Annotated in this window: 33 protein-coding genes; 24 read left to right on the top strand and 9 right to left on the bottom strand. The window is 56.4% G+C overall.

Features of this window, described 5'->3' with window-relative positions; translation table 11 throughout:
* Positions 1–211 precede the first annotated feature (211 nt).
* The 3 genes from HU742_RS14305 to HU742_RS14295 all read right to left on the bottom strand — a co-directional run bounded on the left by HU742_RS14305 (position 212) and on the right by HU742_RS14295 (position 1,628).
* Entirely contained in the window at positions 212–475 is a 264-nt protein-coding gene (locus HU742_RS14305; RefSeq protein ID WP_186639144.1) for a hypothetical protein, read from the bottom strand.
* A gap of 59 nt (positions 476–534) precedes the next feature.
* A complete protein-coding gene (locus HU742_RS14300) occupies positions 535–735 on the bottom strand; it encodes a hypothetical protein (protein ID WP_186642893.1) in 201 nt (66 codons plus the stop codon).
* Positions 736–1,157: 422 nt separating this feature from the next.
* Positions 1,158–1,628: a hypothetical protein gene (locus HU742_RS14295; protein WP_186639147.1), complete on the bottom strand. Its 471-nt coding sequence runs from the start codon at positions 1,626–1,628 to the stop codon at positions 1,158–1,160.
* 115 nt (positions 1,629–1,743) lie between these two features.
* On the opposite strand from HU742_RS14295, the gene HU742_RS14290 reads away from it, so the two are divergent.
* Positions 1,744–2,052, top strand: coding sequence for a DUF1654 domain-containing protein (locus tag HU742_RS14290; protein WP_186639149.1), 309 nt, complete (start codon positions 1,744–1,746; stop codon positions 2,050–2,052).
* Positions 2,053–2,530: 478 nt separating this feature from the next.
* On the opposite strand, the gene HU742_RS14285 is transcribed toward HU742_RS14290, so the two are convergent.
* From HU742_RS14285 to HU742_RS14270, 4 genes are read right to left on the bottom strand one after another with little or no spacing between them, the layout of a single operon-like run.
* Entirely contained in the window at positions 2,531–3,424 is an 894-nt protein-coding gene (locus HU742_RS14285; protein WP_186639151.1) for a DUF6731 family protein, read from the bottom strand.
* A gap of 24 nt (positions 3,425–3,448) precedes the next feature.
* Positions 3,449–3,682: a hypothetical protein gene (locus HU742_RS14280; protein WP_186639153.1), complete on the bottom strand. Its 234-nt coding sequence runs from the start codon at positions 3,680–3,682 to the stop codon at positions 3,449–3,451.
* A gap of 46 nt (positions 3,683–3,728) precedes the next feature.
* The gene (locus HU742_RS14275) at positions 3,729–4,205 is read right to left on the bottom strand and encodes a hypothetical protein (RefSeq protein WP_186639155.1); all 477 of its coding nucleotides are present in this window, start codon (positions 4,203–4,205) and stop codon (positions 3,729–3,731) included.
* A gap of 60 nt (positions 4,206–4,265) precedes the next feature.
* Positions 4,266–5,120 (bottom strand): S24 family peptidase, encoded by an 855-nt coding sequence (locus HU742_RS14270; RefSeq protein ID WP_186639376.1) that lies wholly within the window; start codon positions 5,118–5,120, stop codon positions 4,266–4,268.
* Positions 5,121–5,233: 113 nt separating this feature from the next.
* On the opposite strand from HU742_RS14270, the gene HU742_RS14265 reads away from it, so the two are divergent.
* The 16 genes from HU742_RS14265 (at position 5,234) to HU742_RS14190 (ending at position 13,849) form a co-directional block, all read left to right on the top strand.
* The gene (locus HU742_RS14265; RefSeq protein ID WP_047698707.1) at positions 5,234–5,470 is read left to right on the top strand and encodes a helix-turn-helix domain-containing protein; all 237 of its coding nucleotides are present in this window, start codon (positions 5,234–5,236) and stop codon (positions 5,468–5,470) included.
* Positions 5,471–5,679: 209 nt separating this feature from the next.
* Positions 5,680–6,198 (top strand): phage regulatory CII family protein, encoded by a 519-nt coding sequence (locus tag HU742_RS14260; protein ID WP_225923577.1) that lies wholly within the window; start codon positions 5,680–5,682, stop codon positions 6,196–6,198.
* 70 nt (positions 6,199–6,268) lie between these two features.
* On the top strand, positions 6,269–7,117 hold the full coding sequence (locus HU742_RS14255; RefSeq protein WP_186642892.1) for a BRO-N domain-containing protein: 849 nt from the start codon (positions 6,269–6,271) through the stop codon (positions 7,115–7,117).
* A 1-nt stretch (position 7,118) separates the two neighbouring features.
* On the top strand, positions 7,119–8,090 hold the full coding sequence (locus tag HU742_RS14250; protein WP_186642891.1) for an SIR2 family protein: 972 nt from the start codon (positions 7,119–7,121) through the stop codon (positions 8,088–8,090).
* On the top strand, positions 8,077–8,865 hold the full coding sequence (locus HU742_RS14245) for a hypothetical protein (protein ID WP_186642890.1): 789 nt from the start codon (positions 8,077–8,079) through the stop codon (positions 8,863–8,865). Before HU742_RS14250 ends, HU742_RS14245 begins: the two co-directional genes overlap by 14 nt.
* Positions 8,862–9,050, top strand: a complete 189-nt coding sequence (locus HU742_RS14240) for a DUF1382 family protein (RefSeq protein ID WP_186642889.1) — start codon at positions 8,862–8,864, stop codon at positions 9,048–9,050. Before HU742_RS14245 ends, HU742_RS14240 begins: the two co-directional genes overlap by 4 nt.
* Positions 9,047–9,343 carry a phiTE_015 family protein gene (locus tag HU742_RS14235; protein WP_186642888.1) on the top strand — a complete coding sequence of 99 codons (297 nt, stop codon included), beginning with the start codon at positions 9,047–9,049 and terminating at the stop codon, positions 9,341–9,343. The genes HU742_RS14240 and HU742_RS14235 overlap by 4 nt, the downstream gene beginning before the upstream one ends.
* On the top strand, positions 9,340–9,738 hold the full coding sequence (locus HU742_RS14230; RefSeq protein WP_186642887.1) for a hypothetical protein: 399 nt from the start codon (positions 9,340–9,342) through the stop codon (positions 9,736–9,738). The genes HU742_RS14235 and HU742_RS14230 overlap by 4 nt, the downstream gene beginning before the upstream one ends.
* Positions 9,735–9,926, top strand: a complete 192-nt coding sequence (locus tag HU742_RS14225) for a hypothetical protein (protein WP_186642886.1) — start codon at positions 9,735–9,737, stop codon at positions 9,924–9,926. The genes HU742_RS14230 and HU742_RS14225 overlap by 4 nt, the downstream gene beginning before the upstream one ends.
* Positions 9,923–10,390 carry a recombination protein NinB gene (locus HU742_RS14220; RefSeq protein ID WP_186642885.1) on the top strand — a complete coding sequence of 156 codons (468 nt, stop codon included), beginning with the start codon at positions 9,923–9,925 and terminating at the stop codon, positions 10,388–10,390. Before HU742_RS14225 ends, HU742_RS14220 begins: the two co-directional genes overlap by 4 nt.
* Complete coding sequence (locus tag HU742_RS14215) at positions 10,387–11,001, top strand: recombination protein NinG (RefSeq protein WP_186642884.1); 615 nt, start codon at positions 10,387–10,389, stop codon at positions 10,999–11,001. Before HU742_RS14220 ends, HU742_RS14215 begins: the two co-directional genes overlap by 4 nt.
* Complete coding sequence (locus HU742_RS14210; protein ID WP_186642883.1) at positions 10,998–11,675, top strand: bacteriophage antitermination protein Q; 678 nt, start codon at positions 10,998–11,000, stop codon at positions 11,673–11,675. The genes HU742_RS14215 and HU742_RS14210 overlap by 4 nt, the downstream gene beginning before the upstream one ends.
* A 385-nt stretch (positions 11,676–12,060) precedes the next feature.
* Positions 12,061–12,249 carry a Com family DNA-binding transcriptional regulator gene (locus HU742_RS14205; protein ID WP_186639169.1) on the top strand — a complete coding sequence of 63 codons (189 nt, stop codon included), beginning with the start codon at positions 12,061–12,063 and terminating at the stop codon, positions 12,247–12,249.
* A 9-nt stretch (positions 12,250–12,258) separates the two neighbouring features.
* On the top strand, positions 12,259–13,086 hold the full coding sequence (locus HU742_RS14200) for a putidacin L1 family lectin-like bacteriocin (RefSeq protein WP_186639171.1): 828 nt from the start codon (positions 12,259–12,261) through the stop codon (positions 13,084–13,086).
* A 92-nt stretch (positions 13,087–13,178) separates the two neighbouring features.
* Positions 13,179–13,508 (top strand): MFS transporter, encoded by a 330-nt coding sequence (locus HU742_RS14195; protein WP_186639173.1) that lies wholly within the window; start codon positions 13,179–13,181, stop codon positions 13,506–13,508.
* Positions 13,505–13,849, top strand: a complete 345-nt coding sequence (locus HU742_RS14190) for a hypothetical protein (RefSeq protein ID WP_186642882.1) — start codon at positions 13,505–13,507, stop codon at positions 13,847–13,849. The genes HU742_RS14195 and HU742_RS14190 overlap by 4 nt, the downstream gene beginning before the upstream one ends.
* A gap of 70 nt (positions 13,850–13,919) precedes the next feature.
* Here HU742_RS14190 and HU742_RS14185 read toward each other — a convergent pair whose 3' ends face one another.
* Both HU742_RS14185 and HU742_RS14180 read right to left on the bottom strand, forming a co-directional pair.
* The gene (locus tag HU742_RS14185; protein WP_186642881.1) at positions 13,920–14,258 is read right to left on the bottom strand and encodes a YceK/YidQ family lipoprotein; all 339 of its coding nucleotides are present in this window, start codon (positions 14,256–14,258) and stop codon (positions 13,920–13,922) included.
* Between the two features lie 335 nt (positions 14,259–14,593).
* Entirely contained in the window at positions 14,594–15,025 is a 432-nt protein-coding gene (locus tag HU742_RS14180; protein ID WP_186642880.1) for a hypothetical protein, read from the bottom strand.
* Positions 15,026–15,145: 120 nt separating this feature from the next.
* Between HU742_RS14180 and HU742_RS14175 the strand changes: the two genes are divergently transcribed.
* From HU742_RS14175 to HU742_RS14145, 7 genes are read left to right on the top strand one after another with little or no spacing between them, the layout of a single operon-like run.
* A complete protein-coding gene (locus HU742_RS14175; protein ID WP_186642879.1) occupies positions 15,146–15,769 on the top strand; it encodes a putative metallopeptidase in 624 nt (207 codons plus the stop codon).
* A 32-nt stretch (positions 15,770–15,801) separates the two neighbouring features.
* Complete coding sequence (locus HU742_RS14170) at positions 15,802–16,275, top strand: DUF2280 domain-containing protein (RefSeq protein ID WP_186642878.1); 474 nt, start codon at positions 15,802–15,804, stop codon at positions 16,273–16,275.
* Positions 16,250–17,569: a phage terminase large subunit family protein gene (locus tag HU742_RS14165; RefSeq protein WP_186642877.1), complete on the top strand. Its 1,320-nt coding sequence runs from the start codon at positions 16,250–16,252 to the stop codon at positions 17,567–17,569. Before HU742_RS14170 ends, HU742_RS14165 begins: the two co-directional genes overlap by 26 nt.
* Positions 17,569–19,029, top strand: coding sequence for a DUF4055 domain-containing protein (locus HU742_RS14160; protein ID WP_186642876.1), 1,461 nt, complete (start codon positions 17,569–17,571; stop codon positions 19,027–19,029). Before HU742_RS14165 ends, HU742_RS14160 begins: the two co-directional genes overlap by 1 nt.
* Positions 18,947–20,059 (top strand): minor capsid protein, encoded by a 1,113-nt coding sequence (locus tag HU742_RS14155; protein WP_186642875.1) that lies wholly within the window; start codon positions 18,947–18,949, stop codon positions 20,057–20,059. Before HU742_RS14160 ends, HU742_RS14155 begins: the two co-directional genes overlap by 83 nt.
* Before the next feature lie 8 nt (positions 20,060–20,067).
* Positions 20,068–20,553 (top strand): DnaT-like ssDNA-binding protein, encoded by a 486-nt coding sequence (locus HU742_RS14150; RefSeq protein ID WP_186642874.1) that lies wholly within the window; start codon positions 20,068–20,070, stop codon positions 20,551–20,553.
* A 29-nt stretch (positions 20,554–20,582) separates the two neighbouring features.
* Complete coding sequence (locus tag HU742_RS14145; RefSeq protein WP_186642873.1) at positions 20,583–21,422, top strand: hypothetical protein; 840 nt, start codon at positions 20,583–20,585, stop codon at positions 21,420–21,422.
* Positions 21,423–21,436 lie beyond the last annotated feature (14 nt).

Genomic DNA, 21,436 nt, shown 5'->3' with positions numbered 1-21,436 from the left:
GGCATAGGTTGCCCATCAGCCTGGGCGTGCATCCGCATCGGATATAGCTCGAATCCCTCCGAGTGTTGCCCATCTTCGCCGCGACAAGACCCGCTCAGGCTCAGGGCAAGGTGGCCACCCTGCTATCACGCAGAAGGCCGAGCTATATCCGATGCGCTCTCATAGAGAGGATCGGGCAGTTATAGTCAGGGCTGACTTCGGCGCTGGTTGTTCAGTCGAGACCGGTTTCCAGCGGCGCCAATTCAACCGCCAGGGCCATGCGCCGGAAGGTGTCTGCCAGCTCAATGCGGCGCTTGCGCGACTTCGGCAACCAGAAGGTTACGGCGCTGCGGTCGTCGTCCTCCGGTGGGTGGTGGAGGCGTTCACTGCTGTGCAGGATCATCTGGACGGCGCTGTAGGTCAGGCCGGTGTTAGAAAGCTTCTGGATCTCGACCACTTCACTGGTCAGCTCCTGGCTATACACGTTGATTCGCATGGTCTTGCTCCTGTTGATTTCCCGTCTGGCCCTGTCGCCAAGGCCAGCCAGTGAAATCTTCATGCAGGCACTCTGATCGGCTGCTGATCGACGATCGTTATCGAGCCGCGATCCGTTACCGCGACCCGGGCAGTCAGCCCTGGGTTGAAATCAGCGAGACGGGGATGGGCCCGGAAATCGATTACCTTCCCTGTGCGATCGCCAAGGCCGATATAGATCAGGTCGCCTTCCTGTATTTCACTTCCGCGTTTCGTTGGCATTTCGTGTCTCCTGGTTGTCATCCCAAAGCCCGCTCATTGAACGGGCTTCAGTGATGCTTTCCGCCGTGACCCGCTACTGGCGTCGGTCACCGGCTCAATCAAGTTGTTCCTCCAGCCGCGGGCCTTTCGGCTTGTTCTCCCGCTGGATAACTGTTCTTGGCGCTTTACGCTGCACGCCCGGGTCAGTTGCCAACCCTCTGAACCGTTTAGGCCGGTTCATCGCTGCCTTTGAATCTTGGCCGGTGGTAATCCGGCAAGGGGTGGAGCTAAAGAGCGGTGGCCTTCTGGCCTGGCGCCTTCTTGCGTTGGCGTTGAGGTGAATTTAGCCTCAAGCTAAACATTGGTCAATAGCTGAAAGCTAAATTAATTGAGCTGGACGTAAAAAAGCCCGCGGTGGGGCGGGCTCCTTTTCCGGGACGGCTTTAATTGGTTGCATCAAGGAGCTGTCGTAGGCCGCCAAGATCGCTGGCGCTTACGGAGCCTTCCGTATTGCAGATCTTGAACTCGACGGTTTTTGCTCTGGATATCTTTTCTAGGGTCTGCCTGGTTAAGGTGGAGCGGAATATTTGAGCTTGCCCTGGCGTGCTGTATGCAGCCTCTAATTCCGGAGCCGGGATACCGTCCACCAACCAGTGATTCTGGTGACATACGGCGAAAGATTCTGTTCCTCGTGGGGGGACGAGAAGGCTGTAGTAGCCATACGGGGCAGAGTCAGCTGCCGTTGAGAAGTGAGCGTAAACGTTGAATGAATAACCGCGATCCTGATCTCGGAACGATTCCCAAGACAGGGTCTTCGTCCCTTTGAACCTGTCCACCTTTTCAGTTAATTGTCCGCCCAATGCGGAACCAGCAATAGCACAGACCATTACTGTGCAAGCCAACCCAATTTTCATTGCCGCCTCCCTGTCTGTAGATCCCCAAATCTATCAAACACTGATCTTTACCTGTCGTTTAGCACTACGCTATGCTTTGTAATACTGGATAAATATACAGCATCTGGAGGTGGCGATGAAGGAAGCAAATCAGTACGAGACCGCAGTAGGGCGGGGGGTGAGTGGAATCGAAAGGCTGGGATTGAGGGTCTCCAATATGATCAATCACCCGGTCGCGCAGATTCAGCGCTGGGTGACGATTCATCGCCTGGACAGCGATGGAGACAGGGAATGGGATGAAGTTATGGGCGTTCTAACCGAGACGGACGGTATAGACATGACGTTCAACGACGATGGGTCGGTGACGCTGAGGTGGGAGGCGTGCGCCGAAGAGGATCGGCCCGTAGAGGTATTCGAAAGGGCAGAGGAGCCGGCGCCTTTCTGACGGGGATGAAAAAAGCCCGCTCAGTGGCGGGCTATTGTTTAGTTTGTAAGGTTGGTGCTGTCGGGGCAGTGGTGGTCAGCCTTTACTTATCGACATAATGATTCGGTAGAAACCCACGCCCGTACTCGCAAGCTGTATTGCCGCCAGAGACCCTATGAATACGTTCAGGAGCAAGAGAAGTTGCTTCTCTCCTGACCATGGAAGCAATAAGCACACTGATGACGCAAGGAGCACTAAAAAAAGGAATGCACATACAAAGCTCCCGGAGATAAGGATCCGGTACCCCCCGGTCGCTCTGAGATTTTTCAACAAATCCCGATCCATCACTGATGCCATCAGTGCGATCGCAGTGATCAGAAACCCGAGTATCGTTCCAGAAGCGCCCGCAAGGACGCCGGACAACATAGAAATTTCGCCAGGTTGGAAGCGGAAGTTGTATTTATGAAACATCCACGTTATGAATATTGCAGTGGATAGTTTAAACAATTCTATTAGCTTTGCCGAAATAATCATCTACTGATTCTCTCTGTTCTTCCCTAGCCTTATCAGCAAGTTTATACATGCTTTCAGGAGGCGGAAAAGATGAGTTGGTTCTGATGGTCTGAGATGAGTATATCCTATTGGCAATTAAGTCTATAGGTAGTATTTTTCCATTTTCATCTGTTTCAATTTTTGCCTTGGTTGCGCCCATTGTTAAAAGGTGGCCAATTGAACTTTGTATGGCGCTACTCAGTTTTCCTGAGCTGGTGTCAAGCTTGTTATCAATTGTGAAGGTTACATCGAGAAAGTCAGCGCCTGATTGATTTAGAAGCTCTAAAGTTCTGGCGCTCAAATTGTCTTGGGGGTACAAGTCTGGGTTGGTTGGTTTAGGGATTTTTACGGAAAACTTTTTTATGCTCAGTTTTTTATTAAGGAGCATCTCTGCCTGGTCTGGTCTAATGATCGGGCTGGCAAAAAATGACACGCCAGCGCTAGACGTAAGCAGTTGCGCAAGATGCACGCCAGTGTTCCCATCATCGTTCCTATGTATAACCAATAGGGAGTTATCTTTGTAGTAAACGAAAAAATTCTTTTCAATAACGCCTTCGTCTATTTCCAGCTCAATCTTTTTCCCGTCTTTCCCCAATGCTCCAATTTCTGGTAGGTCTGCTTTCCGTATTTTCCGGATCTGGCCCGCGTATGAATTAGTATTGATGCGATAGTGAAGGCCGAAAACTTCTCGTATACATCCATAACTCGCATAACTTTTAGGATGATCCCCATTTATTATTTTCTCGAATGCGGATTCTGTGCTCATGGCGAAAAGGTCTTGCTGAACGGACGCTATCGAATAAAAATCAAATATGTAGCGCTTTTGCTTTTCCTGTTTCACCATAAACTCCCTAAGTCTAAAGTATTATGCCGATCTCGTAATAAGCCGAGCCTTCACCTCATCCGCATAACCCACCAGGCGATACTCCCCATCATGAAGCACGGTGCAGATCTTCAGCACGGCCTGGGCGTCGGCCTCATTTCCGGCCAGGCTCAATCGCTCGGCGATTCGCATCAGCTCGACGGCTGACCACTTGAGGTCGGAGGCGATGCCCTGGAGATCGCGGCGCAGGTCTTGGTTGGGCTTGGTGAGAGTCATAGCTCAGGCCTTTGCTCTAGTAGGTAATGTAAATCGAAGCTCAGACTTACCCCCCGGCCGAATCACTAAGACGCTTCAGGGGCCATCTGATTATCTGAGCCGGAAAAGACCTCCCATCGTCATAGATCATATTGCCCTCCACCTTCATTTCCAGCGTGTCGCCGCTGAAATGTCCGGTGAAAATCTGGACGGAAGTGAAACCCTTTAGACTGGGGGTTCCCTCATGTATAAATCGGCGCTCACCGGTTATCCGATCGCCTTCGCGCGTGTAGCTGGTGAGAATTTTTACCCCAGGATGATCGTTGGTGTAGTGCGCCAATCGTTTGATGACGGTGTCAGGCGCTTCATCGACACGCCACCACGTAAAATGGCTATCGTCCAAAAACAAAACGTAAACGTGATAGTGAAATTGATCCGGTATCTCGCTCTCAGCGTACCAAAGCCCATCCGGTACCCGATCGCTTGGCGCAGTGCTGCAACCAGTGAGTGCCACTAGCAAAAGAAGAGCCGCAATCTTACGCATGGGAAAGCCTTTTCCACGGTCAGTTAAATTTATGTAGCGCTGTAAATGCCCGACACTGCGCTAAACAAGGTTCGCATTCCACACCAGCAGCACTCGCGCCTGGATGTAGGTTTCATCGGCACGAATCGTCCTCGCCGGGTGGAGCGCATTGTCCGAGATCATGCTGAGCTGATCGTCACCGATCCACTGGAGCCGCTTTATGTACAGGTGGTTGTCCCAGGTGAACATGTAAATGCCATCCCCAACGAACTCACGAATGCTGACGTCCACCAGTAGGGGGTCGCGGTGCTTGATGGTCGGCGCCATCGACTGGCCCCAGCCCGTCACCATCTTCAGATGGAAATGTTCTTTGAACTCGACGCCCATTTCGCGTAGATGCTGCGGACTCACGCGGATGTCCTGGAGCATTTCAGGATAGTCGTGCGGGATCTGCCCGCCGCCCATGGCCGCGCGAACGTCGTAGTGGGCGATCCATACCTCATCACCCACCACGCCTGGGCGGTAGTAGTCTAATTCGATCGTGCCGCCGCCATCGTCTGCTTCAGCAGCTGCCAACAATCGGTGGCGAGCCTGATCTGACAAGCCGCTACCCTGCTTTGCAAGCATCTGCTTAACGAGGTCAGCAGCAGATAAAACGGCGCTTCCCTTTACCCCCTCCGTTGCTGGCTCGAATCCGCTCAATTCGGTGACAGCGATTGCATCGCTCAAAGGTACGGAATCAAACCATCCCCTAGGCAATCCTTCGACGCTTTCGATTCGGCGAGCTACGTCGTCGCCAAGGTTCTTGGCTGTCTTGTCGGAGAGGATCTGGCTGAGATGCGCAGGAGCCATCCCCCAGCGCTCAGCGCAAGCTCCCTTTCTCTGGTTGCCTATCAGCTTCACCAGGTTGCGTTTACGAATTTCATAAATATCCATACGCGCAAGAATGCCAGCGTTTAGCTCATTGCTAAATGTGCTCATAGCTAAATTATTTCCTTGCTCTGAAATTAGCCCTAAGCTAAATTCGCTACATGTGTAAGGAGAATTCCATGAATGACCATCTGCGCGACTGGCTCGCTAATGCTGCGAATGATCGGCGCCAAGACGTCGCGGCCGCCGCAAAGACCACTGTAGGTCACCTTTGGCAGTTAGCAGGCGGCCATCGCAAAGCCTCTGCGGAGCTTGCTGAACGCCTTCAGGATGCATCGGGTGGAGAGATCACTATTGCCGGCCTGCGGCCCGATCTCGTTGATCTGGCCCATAAGGTTCTGCGCGGCGCTGCTTAAGGGAGACTTGGCGCGCTGATCTGAGGGAGAGCGCCGCCTTATCAAAGCCCGGCAGCTCCTCGGGTTTCAGTCGCTGTCGCATCGCCTCACATCGAGATTCGAACGCTGGGGAAAGCCTTATTTGGCAAGACAGCGGAAGGATGGACCCCAAGGCAGCGATGAAGCAGAAGAGGGCAGCTATCTCACCCTGGAGTTCAGGTTGGTCGGTCATGGAATTTTCCGTGATTCGTTTTGGTAAGCAAATCATCGTGAAAGTAGTGGCGGACTGCCACGCGAGAAGAAGAGAGGTTTTCGCAATGGAAGAATTCGAACGAACCCTGCATCGCGAAGTAAAGGCGGGCGGCGGTACCGCGCTCGCGAAGCGCATGGGCGTCAATGAAACCCGGCTGCTTGATTGCGCGAATCCGAATCGTGAAGCGCACCGCATGAACCTGGAGATGTTCGGGCAGGTTCTCACGCACCTCTCCGAAGAAGGGCGTCTTGCCGTGCTTGGCTCGCTGGCTAACGAGTTCGAGTGCGATGTGATTCGGCGTAAGCGCCCAGAGCCGAAGCCGCTCATGGCCGCGCTGTGCCACTTGACCGCCGAGTGCGGCGACGTAGGCCGACTGATCTTCGATGCCACCGCAGACAACCACATCAGCCAGCACGAAAAAGCCCAGGGCGACAAAGCCATTCAAGAAGCCATCGACGCGCTGCATGTACTGCGCGAATCGCTAAAGGTCGCCTGAATTTCAGACACAAAAAAGCCGACGTACGAGGTCGGCTTTTTCTACAGCGGTAAAGCAAGTGGAGAAGATTATGCACGCACAACCACAACAGGACAATACCGGACAGGTCGCGACACGTTTTAGCAATTCTGAAAACGTGTCGCGTGATTCTTCAGTTATCCCGTTCGACTTCGATGGTGCGGCCATCCGGGTGATCACTGACAAGCTCGGGGAGCCATGGTTTGTTGCTCGTGACGTCGCCGACGCTTTGGGCTACTCCAAGCCGGAAAATGCCGTGGCTCGCCATTGCAAGGCTGCAACCACTACCCCGAAACAGGGTGGTGGGTTCCTGACCATCATTCCAGAGCGAGACCTTTACCGACTGGTGATGAAGTCAAAGCTGCCAGCCGCCGAGAGGTTCGAGGAATGGGTGGTCGGCCAGGTCCTGCCCTCAATTCGCAAGACAGGCACATACGCTGCGCGGTCGATCGACAATTCGAAAGTCATCGGCGAGCTGGCGATTCTGGAGTGCTTCGACCGCCTGCTGAAGCCGGCGCCGTCGAGCAAGATGATGATGCTCGCCCAGATCGCCACCAACAACGGTCTCGACGCCAAGTTTCTTCCAGGCTACGCGGTCGACGCCGCCCCTGATGCTGTCGGCGGCTCGTCGATGCCAACAAAGGCCGTCACCGCTCTGATCAAGGACTTCGACCTGCGAACGTCCGCTCCAGCTTTTAACAAACTGCTGGAGGCTCACGGATACCTCAAGGAAATGCAGCGCCGCAACTCCAAGCAGGAATACGTTGGCTTCTGGTCGGTGACTGAGAAGGGCCTGCAGTACGGCAAGAACCTTACCAGTCCTCAATGCCCCCGCGAAACGCAGCCTCATTGGTATGTGGATCGCTTCCTCGAACTGGCCGCAATGGTCGGGAAGGCCTGACATGCAATACACCGTCACGATAAACCAGGTGAAGGCGCTGGAGTGGGGGCTGAATTCTCAGCAGGCCCTGCTGTTCGCCTTCGTCTATGGCTGCCCAAGCTGGACCAAGCCAATCAAGACCGACGACGGCATCTTCTTCGCGCTGAGCAAGGCCAAGATCATTGAGGAGTTGCCACTGCTCACTGACAAGCCAGATACCGCGTACCGCATGCTGAAGGCTCTGGAGGAGGCCGGTTTGATTGAGCTTTCCAGTACTTCGAATATCACACTGTTTCGCCTGACAGAGAAGGCGGTCGAGTGGAACCGGAAGTTGGATGGGTCGGAAAAATATCCGACCCCACCAAAGCAAGAAGGTCGGAAAAAAATCCGATCTACCCCGGAAAAAAATCCGGGCAAGGTCGGAGAAAAATCCGGGCAAGGGTCGGAAAAATCTCCGACAAATCAGGATACCAATCATCAGGGTACCAATCAGGATACCAGTCAGGACTTGCAAGGCAGCCCGGACAAGCCGGCCCGCAATCTGGTTCTGGTGATTGATCGCACCGATGGGCCACGGGTTGAGATCCCCGTCGACATGCCTGGCCCCAAAGACCAGTCCTGCAAAACCTTCAAGGTCTGGGCGAACTACGCCATGGCCTACCGCAAGCGCTACAGCACCTGGCCGGTGTGGAACGCCAAGGTCGGTGGTCAGCTCGGCCAACTGGTTGACCGCCTCGGCGCCGATGTCGCCCACCACGTTGCGGCTCACTTTCTGAAAACCAGCGATGCCGCGGTCCTGCGCAAGTGCCACAGCCTCAACGAACTGCTGGCCAACGCCGAGAGCTACCACACCCAGTGGGTTACCGGGCAGCGTATCAACGGCACAACCGCCCGCCAGATGGAGCGCACTGAGGCGAACGTATCCGCAGCGGAGCAGGCCGCGCAAATGGTCTTGGCCAAGCGCCAAGCGGGAGAGCGCAATGAGTACCTTTGAAATGAACGATCAACAGGTCGCCGGACTGGCTGCCGCCATCTGCGCTACGGCCGAGGCAATGGGGCAAGAAATGAACCCCGGCACCGCGGCGATGATGGCCGAAGACCTCTGCGCCTACTCGGTTCCTGTCGTCAAAGCCGCGTTGAAGGCGTGCCGCTTCGAAGTGAAGGGCAAGCTGGCTATGGCCGACATCCTGCAGCGCGTCCAGTCATCCGACGGCCGCCCAGGCAAGGACGAGGCCTGGGCAATCGCCATGACTACGAACGATGAATTCGAAACCGTGGTGCTGACTGATGAAATCCAGCTGGCCCTGGCTGCAGCGAAACCTGTCCTCGACGCCGGCGACAGGGTCGGTGCCCGCATGGCGTTCATTAGCGCTTACGAACGTTTCGTCGCCCAGGCCCGGGAAGAAACCAAACCGGTCAACTGGCATGTGTCCGTGGGTTTCGACGCCAATAGCCGTATCCAGGCCGTCACCAAAGCCATGGAGCTGAAGCGCATCCCCCAGGAGCGCGCCCAGAAGTACCTGGCCGACCTGAGCGTCGTGCCTATCACCGAAGACGGGCGGGCCATCGCGGGATTGCTCACTGGCGCCGTCAGCCGGCCAGCCCCATCCCTGCGCGAAAAACTGCATCTGGTGAAGTCCTCGATGTTGGAAATGCGCGCCGCCAGCGCTGACAAAAAAGACGAAATGCGGATTGAGGCTGCCAACGAACTGGCGGATCGCCGCGCGCTGCTGATCAAGCAGGCCCAGGAATTGGAGCAACGGACATGAAACGAGCGTCCCCAGTACAGCTACGCCAAGCCCTTGAGGTAGCCAACACCCTGGTCAAGCACGGAATCAACTTCGTGTGCATCCCTGTGATCGACGAGGCGGACGCCGCGAACCTCGCCAGCCAGGCCGCCGAGCGCCTGGAGCGCATGGCATTGATCGCGGAAGCGCAGGAGAAGCGGACATGACCGACAAGATGCGTGAAGAGTTTGAGAAAAGCCCGCGCTTCCGGGGCATGGATTTCACCCGGTCCGCCACACACCCCGAATATTACGAAAGCCCCTATGCAAATGGTGGGTGGGATGGATGGAAGGCATCCCGCGAGGCGCTGGTGATTGAGCTGCCTCCTGTGCCGGAAATGCCAGAAGAGCCTGAAGACGCAATTGACGATAGCCATATGGACGCCTATCACTCGTCCGTTGGAATGCGTCACGCCTGTTCAAAGTTCATCGAAGCCGTCGGCCTGAAGGTGAAGCCATGAGCGAAGTCCATCGCTACACGGTCGTCCAGATGCTCTCCGAAGAGGGCGGTCGGATCAGCTACGAACCGCACGGTCCGGATATTGTCATGGCGTGGGCCTACGACGAACTCCGCGCAGAGATCGCCGGCCTCAAGACCGGCTACGAAGCCTACGAGCGGGTGAATGCTGAGCTGAAGGCTGAGAACGAGGCGCTGCGTAAACGCATCGACGACCTGTCGCCATTCAAGGGTGCGCCGATGACAGGTCCCGATACCAAGTGCCTGGCGTGCGGTGGTTATCACTACGGCCTGGGTGGTCTGCCGTGCCCGGTTATACGTGTGACGGCTCAGGCTGAACTGCCAGAGACTCGATCTGGGCAAATTGGCGCCGCCCTAGGCCAGGGAGAGCAGTCATGAACGCATTCAGCGTCCTCAGTGTGATCCTGTCCGTGGTCAGCCTGATCCTCATCGGCCTTGTGATGCTGGTGGACGATAGCTTTATGTTCGCCGCGGTTCCGGCCGTGCTCGCCGCCACCTACCTGGATCACTTGGGCATTGAGAAGTCCCTGCGTGATTTCCTGGCAGAGGGGAGGGCCAGGCAATGAGCAACGTCATCCATAAACCCCGCCACTTCTGGTCGTCCGGTCCTTCGCGCATCCGCGAGATATTTCGCCTAGCCTACCTGTTCGCCACTGAGCTATCTGCCGCCGGCGCCGTAGAGATCATTGTCCGCCCGGTTAAGTCCCGTCGCACCCTGGAGCAGAACGCCAAGCTGTGGGCAATGCTGGGCGACATATCCCGCCAGGTTGAATGGCCGGTCAATGGCGTGATGCAGAAGCTGGACAGCGAGGACTGGAAAGCCCTCATGACCGCAGCCGCCCGCCAGGAGATCCGCATGGCCCAGGGCATCAACGGTGGGGTTGTGATGCTAGGCGAGAGCACCAAGCGCATGACTGTGGCCGAGCTGGGCGACGTGATCGAGTGCATGTACGCCTTCGGCGCCGACAAGGGCGTGAACTGGAGCGAGCCGAAAGGGCAGATGCCCGAGCAGTGGGAGGCGGCAGCATGAAGCGCACCCCTCTACTGCGCAAAACTCCGCTCAAGTCCGCAGTCCCACGCCGCAAGCGCTGCCCAGAATGCCGCGTGATGTACGCGCCGGCCCGAGAATCGCAAGCCGTGTGCGGGGAGATCGCCTGCGCCATCGCTCACGCCCAGTCGGAAAAGGGCAAGGAAGCCGCCCGCAAGTCCCTGGCCCAGGTCGAGCGCCGAGAGATCAAGGTACGCAAGGAGAAGCTGAAGAGTAGGGCGGACCATGCTCGCGATACGCAGCAAGCGTTCAACAAGTGGGTTCGTCTGCGCGATGTCGATCTGCCGTGTGTGAGCTGTGGTCGCCACCATGAAGGCCAATACCACGCAGGGCATTACAGGACGGTTGCTGCCAGCCCTGAGCTTCGCTTCGAACCGTTGAACGTGCACAAGCAATGTGCCCCATGCAACAACCACAAGTCCGGCGACATCGTGAACTACCGCATCGAGTTGGTGAAGCGCATCGGCGCCGAGGCGGTCGAGTGGCTGGAAGGCCCTCATGAGGCCAAGAAGTACACCATCGAACAGCTGAAGGCGATGACCGCCGAATACCGGGCCAAGACTCGCGAACTGAAAAAAGGGGAAGCTGCATGAAGCTGATCAACGCAAGGCAAGTATGGACCGAGGCCCAGCATGAATCGAACGCTTCGATCAGCGCTGCAGCGATCGACAAGGCGGCATCCGCACCGGTGAAGAAGGGCACCCGTATGCGGCGCCATGAGGCCGTGTTCGCCGCCCTGGGCGAGGACAAGGAGGAGCGCATCCAGGTTGTGCGCCAGAAGATCAGCATCAGCGAGACGCGCCGTACGCCGGTAGGCCGGTCCACCGCCCGTGCTGCGCACCTGGCGACCATTGGCAAGGTGCTCCGGGCAATTGACACGCTGCCGTTCCAGGTGCAGCAGTTCGGTCACTACCTGTACCACCCGGCGATGAACATGCGACACGTCATGAACGCAGTGCTGCTGGTCACCGCCAAGGCGGCACTGCCGGACCTTACATCAGCCAAGCGTGTGAAGGCCCAGTATCTAGTCACCATGGCGCTGCAATCGTACAAGGGGGAGGTTCACGGCTCGAGTGAGTGGGGGCCGGCGAGGGTTGCGGCTGAAATGGAAACCTTCTTCGGCGTTTCAATCGAGCCAAAGCACTGGAATCGCGACTGGCTGACATTGTGGGAATCCCTGAAAGAGGTGATCAAGGAAGTGGATGTTCAGGCCCAGCAGCCGATCTGGCAGGTGATTCACGCGGAAAAAGACCAGGAGGCGGCATAATGATATTGACATGGTGGGGTTTTTAGGGTACTTTTCCCATAGTGCACAAGTAACGCGAAACGCACACGAAACCCTGAACCCGGCCAAGCGCCGGGTTTTTTGCGTCAAGATTTCCCCAAAGCCCTCAGAGCCTCTGACTTGTCACGCTGATGAGGGACCTATTCAGGGCCTCTGCACTTGCAGAGCTTTTTTGTGCCTGTCAGAACACAAAAAGCCCCGACAGATTCGGGGCTTTTTCATTTCGGCGCGGAGAAAAGAGAGGGCGACTCCAGAGGGTGCGGGAACACCCAAGGGAGACGCCAGATCGCAGAACCAGCCTGCAAGCCAGCCAAGGCCCTCACTGCTCGCGCGAGCGGGGCGGAGCCTAGCAGAAAACGACAAGGCTTTGCAGATGCTTAAAGATTGCAGATGTGGAAAGTGCAACAGACTACTGGCCCGCGTGGGCGAGTACACCCAGCTCCAGATCAAATGTTCCCGTTGCGGGACGTTGAATCATGTGAAGGCCCCGAGCCTCGAGCGATCGCCTTTGAGCGACATGAATGCGGAATCCTCCGCGAAAAATCATTCGACTTAAGGTAATAAAATGGCTCGTACACGTATTCCCTTTGCCGGCAGCGGTACTTCAGTTCTGCCCGCATACCAAACAATGACCGCAGGTCAGTATCTTCTCTCGCCAAATGGCCGCTTCAAACTTTTGCTTCAGGCTGATGGAAACCTGGTTCTGCAGGACAATGGCGCGGTGGTATGGGTAGCTGACAATACACAGCCCTACAGCTCGCACGTTCCCCTGCGCTACAAGGTACCCCCACAGCTCTACGTTCAATACGGCGCGTTCCTGGACGACCCGATTCGTAAGCGCACCTGGCTGACCGACAACACGACTTTCACCAGTAACGACCAGTGGAACCGAACCCATATGGTCCTTCAGGACGATGGGAACATCGTGCTTCTTGACTCGCGAGCGATCTGGAACGGCACTCCGTCGATTCCACTGGTACCTGGCGCGACGAACTCGTTGATCTTTTCTGGTCCATTCGAAATGGTACGAGGGGTTCGATATGCCACAGGCAATTGCGCACTTGTGTTTGAGGCCGACGGCGGTGTCGTGAGCTACGGTCCGGATGGGGGCATGCTGTGGTCCAGCCGCACTCAGAACAAAGGTGCTGCGAGGGCGGTGTTCCAAGCCGACGGCAACTTTGTGATCTACGATGCCAGCAACAAAGTTCTCTGGAACTCGGGTACCGCAAAAAACCCTGACGCAGTTCTTCGTTTGCAGCCGAATGGCGGTCTGGCAGTAATCAAGGATTTGCCTGTTTGGGCGCGGTTCGGTTACACGCCGAAATACCGTGCTGTTCGCTTGTTCGACGGTGGCTCTTTGAAAACCCACGACATCTGGACCTGGCATTTCTAAAGCCGACTACTTTTGTATCGATGATGCTCCCCAGTGTTTGGCCGGCTACGCCGGCCTTTTTTATTCAATCATGCACAGTCGGAGTCGAAGGCATGGAGTTTTTACAGCGCCTGTTCGAGAAGCTCGACTGGGCATTTGCTGGGCTGCTTGGCGCTATAGCCGCCAGCTTCTGGCACCGCGATGACCTGGTAGACCGAAAGGCCTGGGCCATCTTTATTTTCTCGGGTGCCGTCTGCGCCCATTACCTGACGGGCCTGATCAGTTCCTACTTCGGAGTGGTCGAGCCGCGCAGTGTTGCCGGTGTCGGTTTCCTCCTGGGGACCTTCGGCGGGTCGCTTATCGCCGCCATCACCCGGGCCATCAAAGCCGCTGACCTCTGGGCGTTCATCCGCCAGCGGTTTGGGGGAGGCAATCCACCATGAATCTTGAACTGATCAACTCCATCGCCTGCGGCATGATTGCCTTGTGGGCGTTCTGGTGCGTGGTGAGCGGGAAGGTGAAGGACGGCATCCTTGGGAAGCTGATCTACTCGACGATCGCCATCAGCGCCTACGTGGTCACCACTCGGCATGACAGCTTTCTGTTCGGCCCCACTACTGCCGGGTTGACCCTGCACATCGCCTTGGCTTTGGCCGGCATCCGCCACCTATTCATGGTCACGTACTGGCAGCGGGTGAAAGCCTGGATCTGCCGGCATCTGAACTGTGAGCATTGCATGCGGTGTGACAAGACTTCCAACGGGGTCGAACGCCGACCCAAGTAAGCCGGGGTACGCTTCAATTATGCAAAAACGTGACAGATGCAAATGGCCCGGCTGTGATCGGCTCGCCTTGCTATTCGAAACGCGCCTTCCTGATGTCACCGTGTTTGTTTTGCAAATAGACGGAGTAAGGCAATAAGAGAGTGTCCGCGACAGCTGAGAGGCCCATGTCGAGGACAATGAGCGCTGGGGCGGGGTATCCATCGAAACCAGTGCTTTGCCGTGGTTCCGCATCTAGTGTGCAGTAATCAAAAACTGCACCACTATAGATTCGTGGAACCGAGTCACAGTGGGAATGCCAGCGAGCCAGTTTACCGCTAGCCACAGCATCATCTCGAAAGGTCGTATTGATCGTTCCGCATCCCGACGCTGAAGCGGCCGCGAGCACCAACAGAGTGCACCTGAAATTCATTGATTCAAGTCCTTTAGAAGAATTTTGGATTGTAGACGAGTGGGTGGAATCGCGAATTCTCAATTCATAGGTTTCGACACGTTTTGCGCATCAGCGGATCGTGTCGCGCCATTTTACGGCCGCTCGCTGAGCGCTAGCTACCTGTACTATTTAGACGTTCACAATGTGAACGGGCAGACTCTTTGGTGTCGTGAGAAACCACTACCCGAGGTGCGTTGAAATCTTGCATGTCTAGTACGGTGTACACGATCTTGCCTGTCCATCTCCCGTTCTTGATGTCTTTATCAGTTTGTACTTCATATCGTAATCTCATATGAGAATTCCTGGCTCGAGCTTTATTTCCTGGAAGAAAGGCAAGTCTGATGAATTTTTTTAGTTTCTGAGATCTGCTTTTGTACTTCCTGCTTTCGCTCCAAACTGTAGTTCCAACCATCAGCTCTACTTGCGGTAATTTCTAGGCTTAGAACCTCGCCCCAGATTGCTTCGCATTCGTCGTTTTGTACAGCAGCGAGCCTCAATCTGGTAGTTGACAGTTCCGTGTCAATCTTACGGTATGCCGAGTCCCAAGCGTTCAACTCGACGATGAGCTTTTCTTTTTCTTGTTTAAGCTGAGCGATTTGTTCTCTCAGATAACTATTTTCAGCCTCGGTGCGCCCTATCTCCCGCGATTGTTGCGACGAATATTGAAGGTATGCGAACGCTCCGCCTCCACATCCAATCACAATTGCAACAACAGTACTTATTATCCATTTCGTGGTGTTGTTCACTCTTTTCCCCTGTGACAAAACCAGCAACCCTACCCCTGATGCCTTATCGCCACAAGCTAGGAAGGGCACATCGCTCAACTGGACTGATGCTGGGTGATGAAATTTTATGAGAGTAAAAACATGGGTAGACCGCAGCCATCGATGTCACTGCTTGGGTTGTCCGATCTACCCGATACTGGCATCCACCTAACCCCGGCCCCAGAGGTGTGGGAATGGCTCCAAGCCGAGATCCTTGCCGATACCGGCAGCATTCACAACGAAGACCATGCCCACCTACTGGATGCGGACATCCGCGTCATGTGGGCCTCGTCGAGCTTCGAGAAGCAGGGACGGACAGTGCTAGGCCAGGCTGAGCAGGTAGCGTTCCGTGCCGGCGGCTGGCAGAAGGCCCGGATGGAGCAGCAGATGCGTGACTGGTTCGGCGGTGTGCCGGCCTACATCATCACCCTGGCTGCCGACTACTGCGCCCAGTGCAGTGACACAGACTTCTGCGCCCTGGTAGAGCATGAGCTGTACCACATAGCCCAAGCACGGGATGGATACGGCCAGCCCAAGTTCACCCAGGAAGGATTGCCCAAGCTCGAGATGCGCGGACACGACGTTGAAGAGTTCGTTGGTGTGGTCCGCCGCTACGGTGCGAGCCCTGACGTTCAAGCGTTGGTGGATGCTGCAAACAGTCCTGCTGAGGTGGGGAAATTGAACATTGCGAGGGCCTGCGGAACCTGTCTGCTCAAGTTGGCCTGATTCTGTGACAGGTTTTGACGGATGAACCCCATATGGCAGTACTACGAAGCGAGGTCAAAGCCTTCATTGTTCAGGCACTTGCCTGCTTTGATACGCCATCTCAGGTGGTGACAGCGGTCAAGACGGAATTCGGCATAGAGATCAGTCGTCAGCAGTGTGAATCGCACGACCCGACTAAGTATGCAGGGCAGGGGCTTGGCGCGAAGTGGGTGGAGCTATTCCATGCTGCCCGAAAGCGTTTCCGCGAAGAGACCGCGGACATACCGATTGCCAACCGTGCGTTTCGCCTCCGCACGCTTGGGCGCATGGCTGAGAAAGCCGAGAACATGAAGAACATGGCGCTGACTGCCCAACTACTGGAGCAGGCCGCCAAAGAGGTGGGGGACGTCTTCGTGAATCGTCGCCTTGAACCGATCAAGCCCCCTGGATCAGAGGCGGGGGCCGAACCTGCCGCTGAATACGTACTGAGGCCTGACGAAGATGTCCCTACCAGCCCGTATCTCTGATGGGCTGGTCGCGCTGACGCCGAAACAGGCGAACATTTACTGCTGGGGCTTCCAGCCTGAGGCGCGCTTCCGCGACGCGGTGTGTGGCCGTCGGTTCGGCAAGACCTTCCTGGGCAAGGCGGAAATGCGTCGGGCCGCGAAGCTCGCTGCGGCCTGGAACGTCAGCGTCGAGGATGAAATCTGGTACGCCGCGCCGACACAGAAGCAGGCCCGTCGGGTTTTCTGGCGCAGGCTGAAGCAGGCCATCCCGAAATCTTGGCTGGCGACCAAGCCGAACGAAACGGACATGTTGATCACGCTGAAGAGCGGTCACTTGCTCCGGTGTGTCGGTCTGGAGAACTACGACGATCTGCGTGGTTCGGGTCTGTTCTTCATCCTTGTGGACGAATGGGCCGACTGCAAATATGCGGCATGGGAAGAAGTCATCCGGCCGATGCTTTCCACCTGCACCTACACACTGCCGAGCGGTGAAGTTCGAAAGGGCGGCCATGCGCTGCGCATTGGCACGCCAAAAGGATTCAACCACTGCTACGACACGTTTCAAGACGGTAAGCCAGGACATGAGCCTGACCACCGTAGCTGGCTTTACACGTCACTCGATGGTGGCAACGTTCCGCCGGAAGAAATCGAGGCTGCCCGTCGCAAGATGGATCCCCGGACGTTCCGGCAAGAGTATGAGGCCAGCTTTGAGAACTACCAGGGCGTCGTCTACTACACGTTCAACCGTGAGGCGAACCGCACCAGCGAGACGATTAAGCGCGGTGAGGCGCTACACATCGGCATGGACTTCAACGTTATGAAGATGGCGGCCGTGGTGCACGTCATTCGTGACGATCTGCCCTTGGCGCTCAGCGAGTTCTCGGAGGTGCGCGACACGCCCGAGATGATCGAGAAGATCAAGCTTCGGTTTCCTGATCACAGTATTGCGATCTACCCGGACGCCAGCGGCCAGAACACCAGCAGCAAGAGCGCAAGCGAGTCGGACCTGTCACTACTGAAGAAGGCGGGCTTCACCGTTGTCGTGGACTCGACAAACCCCGCGGTGAAGGACCGCGTCAACGCCATGTGCGCAATGTTCGCCAACACATACGGCGAGCATCGCTACCTGGTCAACGTCGACCAGTGCCCGAAATACACGCAGTGCCTAGAGCGCCAGATTTACACCGACAAGGGCGAGCCCGACAAGAAGGCCGGCTATGACCACCTGGTGGACGCACCCGGCTACTTCATTGCCAAGCGCTACCCGATCAAGACACGCACAGGCGGAACACGCCGAATTGGAGGCTTGGCCTGATGCCAGTGCAATCGACAAACCCCGACTACGACGCGCACATCGCCGAGTGGAAAATGATGGACGATGCGCTCGAGGGCGAATGCGCAGTCAAGCGCAACCAGAGCAATCTACCCAAGCCCAGCGGCATGACCGAAGCTGAGAAGCTCGACGGCGTGGGCAACAAATACCTGTATGAGAACTACACGGCCCGTGCTCAGTACGAGCACTGGGTCCGCGATGCGTTGCGTTCGATGATGGGGCTGGTATCGCGGTTGATTCCCGAAATCAAGCTTCCATCTGGCATGCGGGGGCTGGAGGAAAACGCCACCTCTGACGGCTTCGGCCTCAAGCAGCTGTTCTTTCGAATGGTGCGCCAGGCTATTTCCCATGGCCGGGTGCCGCTGGTGGTCAACATCGATGAGGGTGGTGAGCCGTATTTCTCGACTTATGCCACTCGCAACGCCATCAACTGGAAGGTAGGCAGCCAGGGCGGCCGTCAGGACCTGATCCTCTCCGTGTTTCTCGAGTTCCGCGACAACAAGGAGGATGAGTACGACCACGACAGCAAGATGGTCTATCGCGTCTTCAAGATGATCGACAACGTCTGCCACAGCGAAGTACTGGGGGAAGATGGCGCGACTATCGAAGACCTGAGGCCGCTTGGCACCACCGGTGCTGATGCCCGCCTGATCAAGGGGCTGTATTACTTGCCGGTGATCTATTGCGGCTCGACAGACAACTCGCCTGAAGTGGACGAGGTGCCGCTGCTGACCATGGCGCGGGCCGCCTTGAAATCCTACCAACTCAGCGCTGACTACTTCACCGCGCTGCACCAGACCAGTCACCCACAACCATGGGTTTCCGGGCTTGATGATTCGGTAGAGCTGAGCGTAACCGGCCCATCGGCAGCATGGGATCTAGGCCCGAATGGCAAGTGCGGCTATCTCGAGTTCCAGGGGGCTGGCATTGAAGCGGTTCGCACGGCCATGGACGACCAGAAGAACGCCGCTCTTGAAGCTGGCGCCAAGGTCATGGATGTGGGCGGCACTGAGTCAGGGGAGGCTCGTAAAACTCGCCAGAACGACCAGCACGCCACGCTGCACAGCATTGTCATCACGGTGGCAGAAGCGGTGGAGCAGGCATTGCGGTACGCCGCCGAGTGGAAGGGTTACGACCCGGAGCAGGTCGCGTTCAAGGTGACGCCAGAGTTTGTGATGCCTGAAGTAGATGCCCAGGTGCTCGCCGAACTGCACAAGGGGGTGATGGCGGGCACGATCAGCGCCGACACCTACTGGCAGTACCTCACCACGGGCAAGCTGCCGGAGCGCCCATACAACGAAGAAGCCGATCTGATCAGCGAAGAGCGTGAGTCAGCCGGCATCAACTTGGACAAAGACGATGCCGACGACAAACCTGGCGCAGGTGGACAGCCAGCTAATAGAGCAGACGACCCGCCACTCGGTGATGATCGAGCGGCTTAAGGCTGGCGAGGTCAAGAAGTTCGAGAAGTACCTGCGCCAGATCGATAAGCTAGTGCGGGAGCAGTTGACCCGCAAGGAGCTGACCACCTACAGCCGGGACCGCCTTGAGCAGTTTCTCGGCCGCGTGGACGGCAAGCTGCTGGACATCTACAAGGCCTACGGCGACCTGGTGCAAGCCGATTTGGTTGACATCGCGTTGTACGAGTCGAGTTTTGAAGCCAGAAGCCTGAGCAATGCGCTCTCCATCGACGCGGTGGTGCCGACAAACACGGTGATCCGCGCGGCAGTGTTCTCCTATCCGCTGCAGGTGAAGGGGATCGACGGTGGCAAGCTGCTGAAAAGCTTCCTGAGCGGCTGGACCCGAACCGAAACTATGCGAGTCACCAACACCATCAGGCTCGGCTTCGGCCAGGGGCAGACAAACGCCCAGATTATCCAGGCGATTCGCGGCACCGCAGCGCAGAACTTCACGGATGGCGTCCTGGCGGTGAGCAACCGCAATGCCGCTGCTGTGGTGCAGACGGCAATCCAGCATGTGGCCACGACGGCACGAATGGGGACGCTGAGGGCCAACAGCGACGTGGTGCTGGGTTATCGTTGGGTGTCGACGCTCGACCGCAAAACCTCGCAGCAATGCAAGGGCCTGGATGGCATGCGCTTCGATCTTGGCAAAGGACCGCTGCCGCCGGCGCATATCAACTGCCGGTCGACGACGGTACCGACAACCAGGATTTCGGAGATGTTCGCCAAGGATGCCACGCGCGCCTCGGTTGGCGACCACGGCGGGGCCCAGGTCGACGCAAGCCTGAACTATTACGAGTGGCTGGCAACGCAACCAGCGAGCTTTCAGGATCATGCCTTGGGGCCGGTACGCGGCAAGTTGTTTCGCAACGGCGGCCTGACGCCGGAAAAGTTCGCCAAACTGCAGCTTGACAAGTCATTCAAGCCGCTGACCCTGGCTCAACTCAAGGAACTCGAGCCTGACATGTTCACCCGAGCAGGCGTTACACTCGGCGTTCAATCAGGCTGAGCCTACCTATGCTTGTCATCGTCGAAGATGGAACAGGAAGACCGGACGCAAACAGCTTTGTGCCGTTGGAGAAGCTGGTCTTCTACCGCAATTACTATGGCTTCCCGCTTCCTGCTACTGAAAACGAGCAGAAGGCCTTGCTGTTGCGTGCTGCTGCCGACATGAACGCCATGGAATGGAAGGGCGCCAAGACGCGAGACGCGCAGGCGATGGCCTGGCCTCGGCGGCAGTGCAGGGTTGGAATGGAAATTCTGTCTGAAACGTTTGTCCCGTTCGAAATTGAATGGGGTCAACTCCGGCTGGCAGTAGAGCTGTACGCAGCGGATAACGGCTTCGGTATTCCTGAGCCTGCCTTCGGCACCGAAAAAGACGGGGAGCGCGTGACATTGCTGCGCGGCAACCCTGGCGCCATGCTTCGACCTCCACCGTATGCACCGAGCAGGACGCAGTTCGCCGATTATCTGGTGTTGAGGGGGCTACAAGTCGTTAAATAGGGCTTGGCATTCAGTACGGGAACTTCAGGATGATCCGCGGGGCAAGCGAAAATTTAGACAACGTGATGTTAGACAATGTTTTGGATATCAATGACCTTGATCAGCCGATTTATAGGATCTTCCCGCAATGGGCGCTGGAAGAGGCCCTGAGGTTGCGGTGCATTACGTTGGTCCCTCCGTCTTTTTGGGAGGATCCATTCGAAGTTATTGAAAGCCGAATAGCCGTACAGCGAATTTCTGGCGGAAAGATGGGGCCGCAGATGTTTCCTGGCAATGGACTCCATCCCATTTTTGCTCAAAGCTGGTCTGCAACAATGGATTCTGACACTTTGCTGCGTGCTTATTCACGGGTAGTAAAAGATCCCCGCCATAAGCGAAATCTATATCCAGGTGAAGAAGGTGTACGCGTCCGAAGCACTCCAAGAAAACTTTTCTCTGCGCTGATTCACGGCCTGGAAATTCAAGAACATGCGGTCCCTTTTATCGGAAAGGTTAGATACCTCGCTAAACCACAGCTTATTCAGCACATAGCGAACGAAGTAGGGGGGAAAGGGCCGAATGTCTTCCATGATCCCGTTAACAGAGCAAAGCTTCTCATGATGAAGAGGGCTGGATTCGCTCATGAGGACGAAGTTAGATTGGTGGCTGTATTTACCGGACCACCAAGATCACAGGACAAAGTGCTACCTGTAACACTCGACACTAACCGTCTTTTCGATGAAGTCACCTTTGATCCAAGGCTTGAAGCGTTCGAGTTGAAAAACCGGATCCGCGAGCTAAAGGCTTGGGGCTATACAGGCCTTATTGGAGAGTCTGATCTTTATGAGTCTAACCTGATTCAGGTTCTCATACCGGACCATACGGTATAGCTACAACTAAATTC

Origin of the sequence: Pseudomonas marvdashtae, from assembly GCF_014268655.2 — a bacterium.
Taxonomy (GTDB): Bacteria; Pseudomonadota; Gammaproteobacteria; order Pseudomonadales; family Pseudomonadaceae; genus Aquipseudomonas; species Aquipseudomonas marvdashtae.
This window is presented reverse-complemented; position numbering and strand designations above follow the sequence as displayed.